The sequence below is a fragment of the Serratia sp. (in: enterobacteria) genome (genome assembly GCF_051654945.1).
Taxonomy (GTDB): domain Bacteria; phylum Pseudomonadota; class Gammaproteobacteria; order Enterobacterales; family Enterobacteriaceae; genus Chania.
In genome coordinates this window covers 13,196-29,814 of the sequence record NZ_JBOFZA010000118.1, presented here as the reverse complement: position 1 = coordinate 29,814, position 16,619 = coordinate 13,196, and the positions used below count along the sequence as shown (strand labels likewise).

The following is a 16,619-nucleotide window of genomic DNA, read 5'->3' as shown; positions in this document are numbered from 1 at the left end:
TGTGTTGGTTATCTAAGCTAAAATCGGGGTTTGTCACAATTGTCCATTTAACAAACAAGCTTTGCTATAAAAGCAACGGTTGTTTGCTCTGATGCGAAGCAATGCACCAAGGAGAGGCACCGTATGTTGAGCAGCGAAGTTCGCTTTTTTCTGGTGGTCGCCAGCTGCGGTTCACTGAGCGCGGCCAGCGAACAACTTTTTGTGGCGGTATCGGCGATCAGCCGACAGATCCAGCGCTTGGAAACGCAGGTAGGGACACCCTTATTCGAACGCCACGCGCGGGGGATGGTGCTGACCGAGGCCGGGCAGATTTTTGAAAATCACATCCGTAAGAGCCTGCTGAATATTGAGCAGGCGGTGGCAGAAATCAAAGGCTTAAAGGCCGTGCGGCGTACCGCGTTGCGCGTGGCCTGTAGCAACGGGATCGCTTTTATGTTGATGCCGCAACTGATGGCAAATTTTCGCGCGCAGTACCCGGCGGTCACCTTTACGCTGACGGTAGCAGATAGCAAAACGTTGGCGCGTTTGGTACGTAATGGCGAGTGTGACATGGTGCTACAGTTTAGTTTGTACCCTGAGCGGGGTGTTGAGGTAGCGGCTTCATGGCCAGCGCCGGTATTGCTGTTGATGCGTAAGGATCATCCATTAGCTGACAGGCAGGTAGTATTGGCAGATCTCTGCCAGTATCCGGTGTGTTTGCCGGAACCTGGTTCTACGATAAGGCAACTGTTTGATATTGCCTGTCAGATGAATGGCACCTTCATTGAACCAGTGCTAACCTGTGATAACTTCTCCACGCTGTACTATTTTTTACAGGGTTCTCCGCTGGCGGTTACTATCTGTAGCCAGTTTACCGCGATGCCGCTGTTACAGCCTCAAGGCTTGATCCTTAAATCTTTTGCTGTCGAGCAGCAAAGCCCGCGTACCCTGCAACTGCAATTGCCTCTGGGGCGGCAGCGGAGCACGGCTTTAGAGCTGTTTGTGGACTTTATTAATCAGACGTTAAGTCGTCAACAACAGGCCATCGATGACAAAATCGGCACATAAGCTGTTTTTTAATCAATGGGATAAATAATCTGTTGATTACGCTTGATTGTTCCCGCTTGGCTGTATTATATTGCGCTCCACGGAAACAGTACCTGTTCCGACAGATTTCGCCGGCTTAGCTCAGTAGGTAGAGCAACTGACTTGTAATCAGTAGGTCACCAGTTCGATTCCGGTAGCCGGCACCATATAAGAAACCCCAGCAGAAATGCTGGGGTTTTTTGTCTTTGGGCAACTATGCTGTGGCGCAGCGTTCGTACTGCGCCTTGGCCCTTTAAATATCGCTGGCCAGCCATTGGTCAGACTCTTCGAACATCTCTTCCAGCATACGGTTTAACTTTTCACGATCGCTTTTGCTGGCGTCCGAGTTGAGGCCGTTGGCCTGCATCGGTTTTACCTTCACCTCGGCATCCGGGAAGAGGCGATGCACCCGTTTGGTCAGCTCGGCCTTGATGATTTCATCGGCACCCGGGATCCCTGCGACATTGCGCTTATCAAACACCAATTCAACGAACATAGCCCAACCTTAACGTTACTGTTTATGTATACAGTTATTCTGACCGAAGGGGCGGGGTAAGTGCAAGAGGGCAGGCGGAAAATTTTATAGTGACCTCTGCCAGCAGAGGCGCACAGCATGGATGCCGATATCGCCATTACACACGAGCTGTCAAGGTATTCATCGTCGGTATTTATTCTGCATACTGATATATGCATGTCTGTCTGAATGCCCCCATCATAATTGGGCGCCAAGATGCTCGTTTGTTCAAACCTTCTTTTTACATCTCATAAGGTTATTGTTTAAACTTTTGCAAAAGGGAATTAAAACCGTGAAAAAATCATTACTCTTTTTCGGTGTGTTATCGGTCGGCTACATTGGTGTGGTGACTTCAGCATTGGCCCAGGACGCGGACAAAACAAATGCATTAAAGCCGCTGGTGAAACTGGAAGAACTGTTTGCTGAAAAATCCAATCTTTGGACGGATTATCCAGCAAATGACGCCTATGTTTTTGATCGCTCAGAGGAAAGCTATGTTGTTGCAGCCAAGCGGGCGGATGGGGTTGTTGCCCTGGTTAACAAACAGGAGAGCTATACGACGCCAGGGAAAATGGTATTAATGGGCACGTATTTTAACTGTAATAAAATGACCGATGCGACTTTATATGTCGAAGAGGTCAGTGTGGACGATATAGCTAAGCAACTTGCAGAACCGGCTATTGATGATCCAGAAAGAGTGCGTGGTTTTGATGCGAGCATGCCTGTTCACGATCTGTATCTGGTTGCATGCCCACAGCGTTGAGGTTCGTTAGCTAATCCATTGATACGGGGGTTTTGGTAGGCGGTACCATTGCCAAATTCCAGGCATAAAAAAACCAACCGTAAGTGGTTGGTTTCTCTATAAATAGTTGGTCGGCATGAGAGGATTCGAACCTCCGACCCCCGACACCCCATGTCACCGTTTAAAATCCTCTGTAAGCCGCTCCAGCTCTGGCCTTCATTGAATTTAACTGTATATACATACAGTGCATTTTGCGCTAAATCCAACATATATACATCAATGACTTAGGTCGAGTTTTACCATTGGGAATTTAACTTTGATTCAGAAGATTAGGACAGAATTTCTTATGTCTTTGCTTCTATCCTTAAAATCTTCGTACTCACTGATTATCAAGTGAGTCTGTGAAGGCGAAGAGTTGATTCGTCTTCACTTTACTGAGCTATCTCATTAGAGGGAAGCAAGGGGGATAGCTGTGAGGCTGTCCCCTAGATAGCTGTATTATTCGTTCAACTTGGCAAACCAATCCGGCAACTTACTTTTTTGATCATCCTTTGTTATGCGTTCAGGAATGTTTTTCCAGAAGTCCGTAACTGTATCTGCCAATTCGTCGAATTGTTCTTCTGTGATATGCATGTCACTGTGGTCCACATATCTCCAGTCACGCTTTAATGGGAGTTCCCATCGGCCAAAGTATTCCGGGTTTGCTTCCTTCAGTGCATCCAATGACCGGCCATCACCATGCTTATACACATTCACCACGCGGCAATAAGCTTCTAGGCGTGGCCAGTGGGGCTGTGTTGTCACTTCTGCCCCTAGAGCGTCCAGAAGTCCCGTAAGGCTCGGTATTGTCGCCCGCCAGATTTCCCGTTTCAGATTTTTGTGCCGCACTGTGTGCCTCAACTCTTTCACCATCCATTCACGCAAGTCCTTTTCCCACCTATGAAGCAGCCCTGCGAGGACAGCTAGCCTGACATTCATACTCATTTCATCGAGCATTAAGCCATAGGCAATTCCTTCATCATATGCGCGCTCCGTAAAGGAACCTTCATCATCTGTTTCTGGATTAAACCACTGCCCGGCTTTCTGGCACCACTCTTCACTGTGTGCTTTCATTTCCCCTTCAATGTCCGCAAATGGTGGAAAAATGCGTTTTCGGGCTTCTTCAAGATAAAATTTATACGGTGTGAGCAGGTAACGTTTGTCCATATCTGGGAGATATAAAACTGTTTCTGGCTTGGATGGGCTTTGGGATACTTGTTGATTCACTGTCGTCAACTCCGGCTGGTTTGATGTGTATAGTTATGAAGTCGCTATGGAGAATGCTTCGCAAACCAGAACAGTCGAAGATGTGCTAAAAGGGATCTTTTGACTTTGATTTGTGAATTAAGTTTATGATAAATAATACTATTTAATAATGTGTCATAATTATAAAAATGTACAAAGAGAAGTTTCCTCTATGAACTATTTTTGCACGCAACATAAGTTAAATAGCGATTTCGCCATGAGGTACTTCGACCCATTCAATATGATTTTTAGTATACACCTTTGTAGATTTCGCATCACTATGTGCCATACGACCTTGGGGATCGATCCCTTGGTTATCAAATAGATGTGCGGCCAGAGCGCGGATCTCGTGGAACGTTGGCCGCTCGTCCATTTCTAAATGATCGCATAGCCCGAGCTTATCCCGTAGGGTTGAAAATGACCGGCTGAGATAGTCTGGGGCTACTTGTGTCGGGTGAGCCACCTCTTTGCTGCGTTTCACACTTCGTTGCGGGATCCTGTGCACAACATACGGGCTGGCCACGTTGTCGCGACTGTCGTCAATAATCCGCTTCAACTCTGCGCCGATCGGTATTGCGACGTGTGATGCTTCTTTTTTTTGCACTTTCTGGCGGTGGATATACAGTGTGCCATAGATCCCATTCTCTGGCTGCTCCAGCCACACGCAGCCACATATACCATTCTTAGGCTCCTTAATGGAGTAACGGATCCGGGATACCTCTAACCTGGCATGCGTCGTTTGTAGTGCTAAGTCCATAGCCGTTCTCAGCCAAGGAGCCGCAGCACGGCGGATGGCCATGAATGTATCGATAGATAAACGCTGCCGCTTTTTCTCATCGATTCGGCGCATTTTCTTGCGTGTTGCTGGGTTATCCAACATAAGAGATTCATCGACAGCATAGCTGAATAACTTCTTCAGGAAGCTAACTTTGCGGTTTTGCACGTTTGCCGATGCTTCAGCATGATATTCCTTGATATAGGCGTTAACGTGTTCCAGCTCTATATCGCATGCCGGAATATTGCTGAAAAAGGCTTTCACACGGATCGCGTCATTATTCCAGTCGTCACGGGTACTTTCAGACGGCTGTTCATCGGTTATTGCTCGCTCCATAATATGATCAACATGTTCAGCAAACGGAAGCGCCTCGCCTTGGATCCCTCCAGAGTCACGTATCAGAGAGTCGATAGATATCGCACTTTCTGGCCGCATGCGGATGTTGTATTCGCGAGCGATCGCAATGGCTACTGCTCTATCAGATCCCAGAGATTTCCGCTTGCCGGTAACAAGTGTAAACCGGTAAACCTTAGAGGAAAGATCATAGTAAAGCTGATCCGGCAGATGCCTATTTTCACGTTTCCTAGGGCGAGCGGCCATAATCAAACCTCGTTAATAAGCTGGTGGACGCGCTGAGAAACTGCAGCACTAACGCCCCATTTCTCGGTAGAGATCACCCAGGCTGCGCCATCAACAATTCTGCCTTGCAGTTCACCTATTTCTATCCAACGCCTGATAGTTCGATTATCAGGTATTGAGCCAACTTCAAACTCTCTTTTGCCCCAAGCGCTTGCCTTCATCAGCTTTGCTTCTTTGGCCATAATTATCTCCACAAATAGCCCGCCGCATACGGGTGTGACACGTCACATTAATTTAAGGTCATGCCAGCCGAGATTTACCCAGCATGCCGCCTCAGTATCGAGACAGCACTTACCGACCGGCAGTTGTTCGCCGCACCGCTGGCACTTCTTACCATTCAGCTCAGTGAGCCTTTCTTTCAGTTCCGCATGGTCTTTACGGATCAGCATGGAAACGTACTCATTGAAGTCATACGGCTCCCGGCCTGGACGGCGGATCACGCAAGCCTCCTCGACCATTTGATTTTCCTGCGCATCCAGGCGCAATTCCCGAACCACATCACCAGCGGCCCGTTGCCGGGCGCGCTGTTCTGCTTTACGTTCAGCAGATGGTTTAGCCATCAATATCCTCCGCGCCTAGTGGCACATCTGATCTGCTGATATATTTCATCTGCTGCTATACGTTCTTCACCTAGATCGCAGGCGCAGAAATATGCGTAAGCTGCTTTTGTGCATGCCTGGTGCTGTCGGAGTAACTCGAGCTTTAGCGCCTCAACGTGGCACCTGCTGATGAGGTCTGCCAGGGCAGTCGGTTTACCCTCAACGGGCCTTAGCCAGTGACATACCGGGCCGTCCTCGGTATCGTGTATAGAACCGATAAACCAGCCTTCACCTGCTGGTGGGGTAGGGATCCATTTACTGATATCGCCATCACCAGCTTCCAGGGCTTTAAGCTGTTCATCGGTGACATCGTTTTCCATCCACTGAAGAAGACCGGTAACGCGGTTAGCATCTAGCCACGCTGCAAATTCACCGGGGTAGCCGTACTCTCGGCCGTCTGCCGGTTCAAAGAAATCTGGGTGGGTCCAGAAGCCGCACCCATCGCGCTGCGGTTCCATTGCTTTGATTAAAGTGGTCATGCTTTTTCCCCTTGCGGTAATGACTGGCTTGTAATGACTTCAACGAGGCGTTCTGCAGCTGCTTTTTGGGCTGCGACACTGGCCACAACAGTAGGGCGCTCTTTATCAACATTCGCGCAAATGCCGCCCCAGTTGCTGATCAGGAAGAAATCTTCCCTATCGCCGGTATCTGTGTTGATGGAGAGGTTATCTATTAACTGGGTAATGTCGCTGACAGTACGGTCCTGCAGAAGTCGCTGCACCGCGAAGCCGAACGCGTTGATCATTACAGCGTGGAACTGAAGATAATCCTTTTTGTAATCGCTCTGGTTTGTGCCCACACGAACGTCATTGATCGCAGTAAGGTTTACCCACGATTGCCAGATTGACTCAATGTCTTCAGTGGCCAGCTTATTGTCACCCTCACCAATAAACTTGGATGTGGCATCACACAGCGCTTTAAAGCTGACCCAGTAAGAACTTTTGGAAGGGACAACGTTGTGCTCAAAGTCAGTGATTCGTGCAAAGGTGTCATTTTTGCGGAGGAACGACACCATTGTTTGCGCCACGTCGTCGCGACCGTCGTATACCATGTTGATCGCAGCCGCCGGCTTGGAAACGTTGTTGTTGATATCAGAGAAGAATTGCTGCCTGATTTTCAGCGGTAATTTCTGCGTAAGCATCAAAGGCACAGCTAATAACGAGCTATAGCTATGGCAGAACTCTTCTATACCAGCAGCTCTATGCTGACCATCGAACAGTAGGATCTCGGCATCCATAGGGAAGCGCACAACACCCACGTTTGTATTGCCGAATGGTTCAAACTCAATATCGCTATCGCAGTTGCCAACGAGCGGAGGAATGATGAAAGGCAAACCTTTCTCAGTAGATTCGACCAAGTAGTTGTAGAATTTTTTCACCCGGGCCTTGTTAATCTCCCGCTGAGAACGCTCGAGAGCATGTCCAAAGTTATCCGATGCCAAGACACGGGTAAGCGTTCTACCCGGAACGCTCATCAGCAGGATCTGCGTATCACCCTGGAAGCCGAACGATGCAGGGAATTCAAAAAAGTGCGTCATGCTGGATTTGGTCGGAGCTTTGTTCATGCTGCACCTACCTGTTGAGAATTCACCTGGTAGGCGATAGCCATCTGCTCTGCATCATTCATGGCATCATGCAGGGAGTGGTGCTTAACCATGGCAAAGCATGGCTGGTGGGTTTTAGGCAGGTAGCCCTTAGTGCCTTTCACCATGGCATCAATGTACGTGCGCACGTCGCGCTTACCGGCAAAATGCCAAGGGCAGGTTAGGCCGCAGGTACGGTAAGCATTTTCGAGGATCGATCCATCAAAGTCGGTACCGCGGAAGAATATTCGCGCATCGGGATGTTGCTGGATCCATGCGGTAAGGCTAACCAGTGCCTGACTTAGCGGTTCACGTTGGCCGGCAAGCGCTTCATGCGCTTCCTCTTCCTGCTTTTGCCACCATTGCTGCGTTTGGGCGCTAACTGTCCTGCCCTGCATCAACTGTCCGAAGGTATCAACCAATCCATAAAAAGCGGCGGGGCAGTAGTTCGCCAGTTCGGGGTTACGGGCTATTTCAAGGATCGACGCTTGGACGCCACTAACATCCTGAATATCGAAAGCAAACCCACCGATAGAAAGGATCACTGCCGACGGCTTTACATCCATTGTTTCTGTATCAATCGTGATTGTGTTGAACATCGCTAATTACCCCCACACTGATTTTCGGCAAAGCGAAGCCCCGCCAGGATTGGCAGCTTTTCGCTGAGGGAAAATCGGGTTTAAAGATGGGAGGGCGCCCGCATAGCGCAGATCCTCCCGGTTAATTACTCACACATCAGGTGGCGCACCGTTCCGGTGGTTCTTAGACTATCCAGGTTTAAGGGACCGGACAGTACGCCACCTGATATGTAATTTCGTCGGATATCCGCGCTCGCTTTCGCTACGGTGCCGCCGACACGGCGCATTCTATTTCAGCGGTGACACTCTGCGCGAAACGTCGTAATCACCATATGGTGTATCACCCAGATCATCAGAGCCCTTAGCCCCCGCAAACTCATCAACCCGAATGATGCTGTAAGCGGCTCGAGTGTAATGGCGTGGTACGCGTTCTATAAACGTACCGTGATATTTCTCACCAGGGGCATAATGTGACTGAATCAGTACCCGCATACCGGGCTTAAGTGCTGTTGGTTTCATCGTTAAGATCCCCCTTTATCCAGCTATGCGCATCACTGCGACAATAAGCGCGCCCCAAAATACAGACCCCGCCAAAACGCTCAACACCACTGCTCTACATCCGTTTTTACTCATACTCTGCTTTCCTTACCGAGTACCACCACTGAGCGAATCATCCCGACCTTCATACGCCTCGGGCGGCTACTTCGTGGTCGTCCTGCCTGTTCGCTGTTGATGTAATGACTATGACTTGAGTAATAATTAAAGTCAAGGGGAGGTAATTAAAATTATTACTTGAGTAATATGTTACTGAGGGATGGCACTAAAAAAAGCGTTATCTTTAATCTTGTGATTAATATACTGTTTATTTATACAGTAGTTTTGAGCGCAGCAACGGGCTCAAATGCCCGTAGTGGCAGGAGATGGAGAGACGGTTATGGGGGTGTTACTCAAAAGACAAGGCCGAGGAAGTTACGAAGCAATCATTATTGATGAAAGGGACATAGTCTATTACCGCAACTTCCGGATCAGAATTTGCTCAACAACGCCAATGATGCAGGATGGGTCAGTTACCTCAAAAAGAGGCACCCTATCATCATCAACAGCTAAGAATCCATGGCTTGCACCACCCTCAAGGAAGCGATAGGTAGAGATTTCACCGCGGATGTTTGTCACCACTAGATCATCATTACCTGGCGCTATGGTTGGATCAACCAGCGTTATAGCCCCCAATGGGACCTTACTGATGCCGGTATTTTTACGCATGATGTATGCCCGGTAATAATCAGGCATTCTTTCATGCCAAGAGATTACATCGTTCGTCTTTCCCGACTCATCCCAAACCGACACCAACCGCGAAACATCTACCATTTGTAGAGGGGCATCGTCCCCTTCCATGCTACCAGAGCCATTGATTAGCCAGTCAGCACTTATGCCAAGGGCCGCAGCTATCTTCCCTGAAAACTTTGAGGTTTCATTTTTCCCCGTAAGAATCTTGGAAATTATGGATTGGTTTACGCCAGACAGTCGCGAGAGCTCACTCTGAGAAGTGATCCCTGTCTTCTGCATAGCTATCTGAAGTCGTTCGCATAGTGTTTTCATGCGTTGAAAATATTCCCTAAGTAATCGCTAGTCAAATGACCACCGTAATTGACTTTATCTATTACTTGAGTCATATTTTGATTTCCATAGGTAATAGGAGCTAACGATGAACGGCGTCATTCAAAAAGCCATAACCCTTGCCGGCTCTCAGAAAGAACTCGCGCGTAAGGTTGGCGTAGATCAGTCGGCAGTCAGTAAATGGTTAAACGGCGGAGGAATTCGCTCGCAGTACATTCCAGCAATTGTAGCAGCTACAAATGACCAGCTCACAGCAGCGGAAATCCTTGCATCTCTGCAAGAGCAATCACCTGGCGACCTCAGTGGTAATCACCTTACCGCCCCTGCGGCTTAATCAAAACCACAGAAGGGGAGAAACCTTGTGGACAACAGAGATTTTCCAACTCAGGACGATATAAGCGAAGCCATACACAAGCTGATCACCCTGACGCCTGGCAAATACAGCGCCATGGCCAAGCAGTTGGATCCGCTAACTGGTACCGAAAACGCGCTGCGTAACCGGGTACGCCAGATCGCTGGCCAGGTAGTGCCGTTGGGTATGGCTGTCGAGATGGAATCGATCTCGGGCCGGACTGATATCACCGAAGCAATGTGTCGTCGTGCTGGTGGCGTGTTCGTGAAGCTGCCGGAAGTCGGCCAAGTGGATAACGAAGAGCTGCTGATCAAGTTCAACGAGTTGATGGCGGCGCTGGGGCAGTTTGCCCAGGCACATAACGAATTCACATCCGATGGGGTCCTGGATAAAAGCGAGAGTAAGCGGCTTAAGGCCAAAGGGTACCGAGTGCAATCACTGGTGGCAGAAATCTATGCCGTGACAGTGATGATGTTTGGAGAGGGTGACGCCCAGGATATGCGGTCCCGGGCGTCGGTCGCATCAATTAAACGTGTGGAGTAATTAACGCATGGTCAGATTAACAGAATCGTGCCTAAAAGGGCAATTTCGCTGCATGCCTGCGAGCTGTACTAAGCCACTTCAGCCGCTGCGTTATGCAATCAAATTACCGGGCTGTGTCTGGGTTGTCACCCACAAGACCCTCGCTGATGTTGTGGTTCGTAGTCGTTACCTCGGATTGCCGGTTCCGGAGGGTTTATGAACCCGATCGAATTCATCCGTAAAAACATCGTGACGCAGCTCGTTGGCGAGGGCTTTCCCGAAGATGTCGCCAGGGGGGGGGCAGAAGAGGGCGTGGATCTCTACCGCCGCATGTCACAAGCCAGCCGCAAAGGGCGTTGCTTCGACGACTGCCTTGCTCAAGCGCGCCAGCACTGCCGCTTTCAAACCCCGAAAAAGCCCAAAGGAGGATCGAATGGAAAACGAGGTAATCGTGCCGTTTGAGATGCTCTGTCGTGACAGTCACGGTGTGATAGTTCGCGTGATTGGGGTTGATCAACTTAACCACCGAGTCATTTTCCGGCGTCCGGGCTATGAGCATGATTGCGCCTGCCCGCGCCGGGACTTCGGTAAAAAATTCAAGAAGGTGCAGGATGAGCATTAAGTTGATGTCGATGGTCTGGGAGCTACAGAGCCTGACTCAGCCCAGAAAAATGCTACTCCTTTCGATCGCTGACCATGCAAGTGATGAGGGGTTAGCCTGGCCTGCCGTAAAAACACTGATGCGCAAGTGTAGCCTCCGTTCTGATAGCGGTACCCGCAGAGCCATTAACGAACTGGTTGAGCTGGGGTGGCTCACTAAAATTGAGCGTCCTAGCAAAGAGCGAAAAGGCAAACACCAGCAGGATACGAACATGTACCAGCTGAATCTGGCGAAGCTTTACGCAGAGGGGAATATTCAGCCTGCACAGTATACAGGCTCAAAGAAACCCGCTCAGCCTGTACGTGGTGAAGGCTCACCGCATGACGGCTCACAGGGTGAGGGCTCACACGGTGACCCTGCACAGAACGGCCAAAAAACGCAGAGTGAGCCTGTACCCGGTACAGCCGATCCATCAGTTAAAACAGATCCACCATTAAACCTTTCTTGTCCGGTTGCCGAGCAACCCGACGAACCAGAGGCTGATGCTTTCCTGGCTCTCCACCCAGAGTCCGCCGTATTCAGTGCCAAGAAACGCCAGTGGGGCAGCGTTGAAGACCTACGCTGCGCTGAGTGGATTTGGGGCCGCATCATCCGGATGTACGAACAGGCTGCCGAGAGCGATGGCGAGATTTCCCGCCCCAAAGAACCTAGCTGGGTGTCATGGGCAAACGAGATCCGCCTGATGTGCTCGATCGACAACCGCACCCACCGCCAGATCTGCGAACTCTACGGCCTGGTTAATCGGGATGCCTTCTGGTGCAAGAACGTCCTTAGCCCGTCAAAACTGCGGGAAAAATGGGATGAACTGACCCTCAAATTGCGAGCCAACCCCCAAGGCGGCGCAGTGACTGGCGGCCACTGGAACAGCGCTGAAGCCTGGGAGAACACCCTATGAATAAACTTATGGTAGTTGTTCAAAACCGCGATGGTGGCGCACTGGCCAGCATGATGCCAAAAGAGCCACAGCGCCGCGTGGTGAACGATCAGGCTGAAAAGCTGGTTGATGCGCTATTCACCAACTTGATGCAGATATTCCCTGCAGCCCGACAGACCGCACTCAGCACACCGGAAGATGTTGCCGCCGCCAAGCGCCAATGGATCCTGGCGTTCGCCGAGAACGGGATCACTTCACTGGAGCAGGTCAAGGCCGGTATGCGTATGGCGCGGCAGCAGGCTACAGACTTCTGGCCAAGCTGTGGCAAGTTCATCGGCTGGTGCAGGGAAGGGGCCGCGGCTGTTGCCGGGTTGCCGTCGATTGACGATGTGATAGCAGAGTTTGACCGATACAGCGCCCAGCATGATCTCCATGAGTCAGCTGAGGCTTTCCCCTGGTCACATCCTGTCATGTACTGGATCGTGCTTGATGTACGCAAAGCCATGCACCGCTACAACCACACCGAGGCCGAAACCCGTAAAGCGGCACAAACCCAACTCAATCTGTGGGCCAAGAAACTGGCAGCAGGTGAACCCATTCCCACGCCCGTTATCCAGATCGCCAATAAACAGCGCCCGCCAGCTCCAGCACAGTTACTGGACACCAACGGCGATTATCAGCGCATTGGCTCAGAAATGCTGGCACGTATCCGGGCGAAAACCGGGAGGACATCATCATGAAAAAATTAACGATCCCTGTGGACGTATTCGAAAGCGACCGCATCAACACCGGCATTCGTGGCTTGGTTCGCGCTGGTATGCTCAAAGACAACCCAGACAGCCAACAGGCCAGGGTAATGCTTGCCGCCGCTGGGGCAACGTGGCGCACTCTGCGTGATTTGGAGCTGCTGGTTTTGCAGATGTACGGCGTGGCAGATACCCAGTCAGCAATCAGCGCCCGGTTGCGTGAATTCAGCAAGCCACGTAACGGCCTGATCAAAGAGCGCCAGATGGTAAGAGCTGAATCCGGGAAGATGGTTTATTTCTACCGCCTGGTAGCTGTAGAGCAGGAGGCCGCGTGAATTTCTACAGTGAGAATCTCGCCGCGTTGCGCGCCAAGCCAGCACACATGTTGAAAGAGGTCGGCGATCAATGGCGTACACCTGATCCGCTGTGGTGGGGCATCAATGCAATGTTTGGCCCGTTGGTGCTGGATCTGTTCAGCGATGGCGAAAATAGTAAATGCCCTGCGTTCTACACGGCAGAAGACAACGCCCTTACACAGGACTGGTCAGAAAAGCTTGACGCTCTCAATGGTGCTGCATTCGGCAACCCGCCTTATTCCCGCGCCCAACAGCATGAGGGCCAGCACATCACCGGCATGCTGCACATCATGTCTTACGTGATGGAGATGCGTGAGCGGGGTGGCCGGTATGTTTTCTTGATCAAAGCAGCGACATCTGAAACATGGTGGCCAGAACAAGCCGATCACATCGCCTTTATCCGTGGTCGCGTAGGTTTCGATCTTCCAGTCTGGTTCGTGCCAGCCGATGAAAAACAGGTTCCTTCCGGTGCTTTCTTCGCTGGCGCTGTTGCTGTGTTCGATAAAGCGTGGAACGGGCCTGCATTCAGCTATATCAGCCGCGCTCAGTTGGAGGCTCAGGGCGAAGCATTCATGGCTCAAATCCGCCGCGAGGCATCACGGTTTGTCCCGCAAATCGAGTTGCAAGTTCCCCCTGGAACCGTCTGGCCAAAAGAAGTGAATTTCCTTCTCCAAAAAGTGGAGGGTGCCAGCCAGTTACCCGATCACCTGCAACAGAAGCTATGTCAGCACATCAACCGTCTGAAGCTTGAAGGGATGCCTGAGCCGGTGATCGTTCACACCATTACCACTTTGTCACACGCCATGGGAGTAGCAGCATGATCCGCGAACTGATTGTAGATAACTTTGCAGGTGGCGGCGGTGCTTCCACAGGGATTGAGATGGCCACTGGCCGCAGCGTTGACATTGCTATTAATCACGATGAAAACGCCATAGCTATGCATGAGACCAACCATCCAGAAACCCTGCATTACTGTGAATCGGTCTTTGATATCGATCCGGTAGCGGCGACCGCCGGGCAGCCAGTTGGCCTGGCATGGTTTAGCCCGGATTGCCGCCATTTCAGCAAGGCTAAAGGCAGTGCGCCGGTTAAGAAAGAAATTCGCGGACTTGCCTGGATCGTTATCCGCTGGATATTAAAGGCCCGCCCTCGGGTGATCCCGCTGGAAAACGTGGAAGAATTCAAGACGTGGGGGCCGCTGGTCACCGACGAAAGCGGCAGTGATTACCCATGTCCTGACCGTGTAGGGGAAACTTTCGCAGGGTTTGTGGCAATGCTGACCACCGGCATAGCAGCAGATCACCCGGCGCTTGCCGAATGCTGCGACATTTTGGGCATTGAAGAGGGTAGTGACGATCACCACCGGCTGATTGCTGGTCTGGGGTATGTTGTTGATTACCGTGAACTGCGGGCCTGTGACTATGGTGCGCCAACCATCCGTAAACGCTTCTTCATGCTGATGCGCTGCGACGGGCAGCCAATTGTCTGGCCAGAGCCTACCCATGGGGATCCGAAATCGCTGGAAGTGCAAAGCGGCAAGTTGAAGCCATGGCGCACAGCGGCAGAGTGCATTGACTGGTCTATCCCGTGCCCGAGCATCTTCGAGCGTAAGCGCCCGCTGGCGGAGAACACCCTGCGCCGCATTGCTCGTGGCATTCATCGCTTTGTGATCGATAATCCGACGCCGTTTATCGTGAAGTGCAACCACACCAGCACCAAAACGGTTTACAACTGTTTCCGCGGGCAGCCGCTTGATGAACCTTTGCAGACGATCACTAAATCACCTGGTTATGCTTTGGTTTCGCCACACATCACCAAGTTTCGCACCGGGGCCACCGGCCAGGAATGCGACGAGCCTCTTTCTACTATCACGGCGGGCAGTTCAGAACGCCCAGGCGGCAACGGGCATGCTTTGGGAATGGTCGAAGCCAAGTTAACGCCGATTATCGCCCGTATTGGCCAGACCGGCTTTGGTGGTGATCGCCTGGCCTATGAGGCAGATAAACCGCTGACAACCGTCACGACTAAAGCTGAACACCTGGTGGTGGCTCCAGTCATTGCTCGCCAGTTCGGTAACAGCGTAGGGCATGCTGTAGATGAGCCAAACGGCACGATCACTGCAGGCGGCGGTGGCAAGAGCCAACTCGTATCCGCATTCCTGGCCAAACACTTTGGCGGTAACTATACCGGCCCCGGCGCTGATCTGGCTGAACCAGCCCACACCGTGACGACTGTAGATCACCATGCCCTGGTTACGTCCAACCTCATCAAGATGCGCGGCACCAATATTGGGCAAGAAGTTACCGCACCTCTGCAGACGGTAACCGCCGGTGGCAATCACTTTGGTGAAGTTCGCGCCTTCCTGTTGAAATACTACGGCACAAACATTGGGCATGCTGCTGACGAGCCATTACAGACGGTCACCACTAAACATCGCTTTGGCCTGGTCACTGTCGAAGGTGTGGATTACCAGATCATTGATATCGGCATGCGCATGCTGCAACCGCATGAGCTTTACGCCGCCCAGGGCTTCCCGGCTTGGTACATCATCGACCAGGACTATAAGGGCAAGAAATACGCGAAAGATAAGCAGGTAGCCCGTTGTGGCAATGCGGTACCTCCTCCATTCGCCGAGGCTATAGTTCGTGCCAATCTGCCCGAACTATGCGTAAGGCGTAAAGAGGTGGCAGCGTGAGGGCACTCCTGAAACCAATCATCCAGCCCGAGTTAGGGCTGGTTTTCCTCAAGCCAGGCAAGGCGCTACTGCCTATGTTCGGTGGGCGTGTCTTAATATCAACCGAACCGCACGAATTCAGTCAGTTGCCATCTGGCGCGTTGCCTGTTGTCGATCAACTGATAGCGAACGATCCACGCTTCCAGCCGTTCTACCAGCAAGACAGAGTGATCGGCGCTGCTGGTGGCATTAACGCCCTGGAATACTGGGTATCTCAGAAATCAGCCTGCCAGGTTGATGGTGAACATTCTCGGCATACGGTAACCCTCCGCTATGGCAGCAGCGCTTTGTGTCTCTGTCAGAGCCACGACAACCTCTATACTGGGCAAACACTACCAAAGCTTGATGTAATAGCCGACGCGAACAGGGCCGCTTGGATTGTCGATCGGGTGCGCGGCCATTTCCTGCTGCCGGAAGGCCACCAGCTAACCTTACCTGAATTGTGCTGGTGGGCTGCACTCCATGACCTGGCCGATCTTCTGCCAGAGGATGTATCAGCCGCCTCTTTACGTGTGAAGCCCTACACGGTACCAGCAGGAATCAAAAGGGAGGCTGATATCACCCATACGCCAGCGGCGCAGGAGATTGTGGCGGCAAGGGCCAGCAAGGCAATCAAGGTGATGAAGATAGACCCTGAGCCGCCACAGGCTTTCATGAAGATCCCGAAGCGTCACCGCTGGGTGAACCCGAAGTATCTGCAGTGGGTTAAATCGCAGCCATGCGTCTGCTGTGGGGCCAGGGCCGACGATCCACACCACATCATAGGACACGGGCAGGGCGGTATGGGAACCAAGGCTCATGACCTTCTCACGATTCCGCTATGCCGCCAGCATCATGATGATTTACATCGTGACATGTCACGATGGGAAGCAAAGCACGGAAGCCAGGTGGATCTGTGGTACGAGTTTTTCGATTTGTCTGTTGCGCTGGGCGCAATTTCTTAACGTGGAGTAATTGGTGGGCTGGCATGCGGGCCAGA

The 16,619-nt window shown here is 51.4% G+C and carries 21 protein-coding genes, 1 tRNA gene and 1 pseudogene; 14 read left to right on the top strand and 9 right to left on the bottom strand.

Annotated features, from left to right (window positions below):
- Positions 1 to 123: 123 nt before the first annotated feature.
- Together ACRDCA_RS25535 and ACRDCA_RS25530 are read left to right on the top strand one after the other, a co-directional pair.
- Positions 124 to 1,047 carry a LysR family transcriptional regulator gene (locus ACRDCA_RS25535; protein WP_438692017.1) on the top strand — a complete coding sequence of 308 codons (924 nt, stop codon included), beginning with the start codon at positions 124 to 126 and terminating at the stop codon, positions 1,045 to 1,047.
- A gap of 109 nt (positions 1,048 to 1,156) precedes the next feature.
- Positions 1,157 to 1,232 (top strand) — tRNA-Thr (locus tag ACRDCA_RS25530).
- A gap of 86 nt (positions 1,233 to 1,318) precedes the next feature.
- On the opposite strand, the gene ACRDCA_RS25525 is transcribed toward ACRDCA_RS25530, so the two are convergent.
- A complete protein-coding gene (locus ACRDCA_RS25525; RefSeq protein ID WP_438692016.1) occupies positions 1,319 to 1,561 on the bottom strand; it encodes a DinI family protein in 243 nt (80 codons plus the stop codon).
- A 310-nt stretch (positions 1,562 to 1,871) separates the two neighbouring features.
- On the opposite strand from ACRDCA_RS25525, the gene ACRDCA_RS25520 reads away from it, so the two are divergent.
- On the top strand, positions 1,872 to 2,342 hold the full coding sequence (locus ACRDCA_RS25520; RefSeq protein ID WP_438692015.1) for a hypothetical protein: 471 nt from the start codon (positions 1,872 to 1,874) through the stop codon (positions 2,340 to 2,342).
- A 477-nt stretch (positions 2,343 to 2,819) separates the two neighbouring features.
- Here ACRDCA_RS25520 and ACRDCA_RS25515 read toward each other — a convergent pair whose 3' ends face one another.
- The 8 genes from ACRDCA_RS25515 to ACRDCA_RS25480 all read right to left on the bottom strand — a co-directional run bounded on the left by ACRDCA_RS25515 (position 2,820) and on the right by ACRDCA_RS25480 (position 9,377).
- Entirely contained in the window at positions 2,820 to 3,587 is a 768-nt protein-coding gene (locus ACRDCA_RS25515) for a hypothetical protein (protein WP_438692014.1), read from the bottom strand.
- Between the two features lie 217 nt (positions 3,588 to 3,804).
- Positions 3,805 to 4,980: a phage integrase Arm DNA-binding domain-containing protein gene (locus ACRDCA_RS25510; RefSeq protein WP_438692013.1), complete on the bottom strand. Its 1,176-nt coding sequence runs from the start codon at positions 4,978 to 4,980 to the stop codon at positions 3,805 to 3,807.
- Between the two features lie 2 nt (positions 4,981 to 4,982).
- Complete coding sequence (locus tag ACRDCA_RS25505) at positions 4,983 to 5,201, bottom strand: hypothetical protein (RefSeq protein ID WP_438692012.1); 219 nt, start codon at positions 5,199 to 5,201, stop codon at positions 4,983 to 4,985.
- Between the two features lie 42 nt (positions 5,202 to 5,243).
- Entirely contained in the window at positions 5,244 to 5,579 is a 336-nt protein-coding gene (locus ACRDCA_RS25500; protein WP_438692011.1) for a hypothetical protein, read from the bottom strand.
- Complete coding sequence (locus ACRDCA_RS25495; RefSeq protein ID WP_438692010.1) at positions 5,579 to 6,097, bottom strand: hypothetical protein; 519 nt, start codon at positions 6,095 to 6,097, stop codon at positions 5,579 to 5,581. Before ACRDCA_RS25495 ends, ACRDCA_RS25500 begins: the two co-directional genes overlap by 1 nt.
- A complete protein-coding gene (locus ACRDCA_RS25490; RefSeq protein WP_438692009.1) occupies positions 6,094 to 7,182 on the bottom strand; it encodes a DGQHR domain-containing protein in 1,089 nt (362 codons plus the stop codon). The genes ACRDCA_RS25495 and ACRDCA_RS25490 overlap by 4 nt, the downstream gene beginning before the upstream one ends.
- Positions 7,179 to 7,799 (bottom strand): 3'-5' exonuclease, encoded by a 621-nt coding sequence (locus ACRDCA_RS25485; protein ID WP_438692008.1) that lies wholly within the window; start codon positions 7,797 to 7,799, stop codon positions 7,179 to 7,181. The genes ACRDCA_RS25490 and ACRDCA_RS25485 overlap by 4 nt, the downstream gene beginning before the upstream one ends.
- Before the next feature lie 987 nt (positions 7,800 to 8,786).
- A complete protein-coding gene (locus ACRDCA_RS25480) occupies positions 8,787 to 9,377 on the bottom strand; it encodes a helix-turn-helix domain-containing protein (RefSeq protein ID WP_174332784.1) in 591 nt (196 codons plus the stop codon).
- Positions 9,378 to 9,483: 106 nt separating this feature from the next.
- On the opposite strand from ACRDCA_RS25480, the gene ACRDCA_RS25475 reads away from it, so the two are divergent.
- The 11 genes and pseudogenes from ACRDCA_RS25475 (at position 9,484) to ACRDCA_RS25425 (ending at position 16,584) form a co-directional block, all read left to right on the top strand.
- Entirely contained in the window at positions 9,484 to 9,729 is a 246-nt protein-coding gene (locus tag ACRDCA_RS25475) for a transcriptional regulator (RefSeq protein WP_174332785.1), read from the top strand.
- 27 nt (positions 9,730 to 9,756) lie between these two features.
- Entirely contained in the window at positions 9,757 to 10,290 is a 534-nt protein-coding gene (locus tag ACRDCA_RS25470; RefSeq protein ID WP_438692007.1) for a YmfL family putative regulatory protein, read from the top strand.
- Positions 10,291 to 10,485: 195 nt separating this feature from the next.
- Entirely contained in the window at positions 10,486 to 10,731 is a 246-nt protein-coding gene (locus ACRDCA_RS25465; RefSeq protein WP_202728176.1) for a hypothetical protein, read from the top strand.
- Complete coding sequence (locus ACRDCA_RS25460) at positions 10,703 to 10,891, top strand: DUF4222 domain-containing protein (RefSeq protein ID WP_024530566.1); 189 nt, start codon at positions 10,703 to 10,705, stop codon at positions 10,889 to 10,891. The genes ACRDCA_RS25465 and ACRDCA_RS25460 overlap by 29 nt, the downstream gene beginning before the upstream one ends.
- Positions 10,821 to 11,072: pseudogene (locus tag ACRDCA_RS25455) on the top strand (helix-turn-helix domain-containing protein); the annotation flags it as partial. The gene ACRDCA_RS25460 and the pseudogene ACRDCA_RS25455, both read left to right, overlap by 71 nt.
- Positions 11,073 to 11,141: 69 nt before the next feature.
- The gene (locus tag ACRDCA_RS25450) at positions 11,142 to 11,825 is read left to right on the top strand and encodes a helix-turn-helix domain-containing protein (protein WP_438692526.1); all 684 of its coding nucleotides are present in this window, start codon (positions 11,142 to 11,144) and stop codon (positions 11,823 to 11,825) included.
- Positions 11,822 to 12,544: a replication protein P gene (locus tag ACRDCA_RS25445; RefSeq protein ID WP_438692006.1), complete on the top strand. Its 723-nt coding sequence runs from the start codon at positions 11,822 to 11,824 to the stop codon at positions 12,542 to 12,544. Before ACRDCA_RS25450 ends, ACRDCA_RS25445 begins: the two co-directional genes overlap by 4 nt.
- The gene (locus tag ACRDCA_RS25440) at positions 12,541 to 12,885 is read left to right on the top strand and encodes a hypothetical protein (RefSeq protein ID WP_438692005.1); all 345 of its coding nucleotides are present in this window, start codon (positions 12,541 to 12,543) and stop codon (positions 12,883 to 12,885) included. The genes ACRDCA_RS25445 and ACRDCA_RS25440 overlap by 4 nt, the downstream gene beginning before the upstream one ends.
- 47 nt (positions 12,886 to 12,932) lie before the next feature.
- Complete coding sequence (locus tag ACRDCA_RS25435; RefSeq protein WP_438692501.1) at positions 12,933 to 13,727, top strand: phage N-6-adenine-methyltransferase; 795 nt, start codon at positions 12,933 to 12,935, stop codon at positions 13,725 to 13,727.
- Positions 13,727 to 15,601 (top strand): DNA cytosine methyltransferase, encoded by a 1,875-nt coding sequence (locus tag ACRDCA_RS25430; RefSeq protein ID WP_438692500.1) that lies wholly within the window; start codon positions 13,727 to 13,729, stop codon positions 15,599 to 15,601. Before ACRDCA_RS25435 ends, ACRDCA_RS25430 begins: the two co-directional genes overlap by 1 nt.
- The gene (locus ACRDCA_RS25425; RefSeq protein ID WP_438692004.1) at positions 15,598 to 16,584 is read left to right on the top strand and encodes a DUF968 domain-containing protein; all 987 of its coding nucleotides are present in this window, start codon (positions 15,598 to 15,600) and stop codon (positions 16,582 to 16,584) included. The genes ACRDCA_RS25430 and ACRDCA_RS25425 overlap by 4 nt, the downstream gene beginning before the upstream one ends.
- The last annotated feature ends 35 nt before the right edge of the window (positions 16,585 to 16,619 follow it).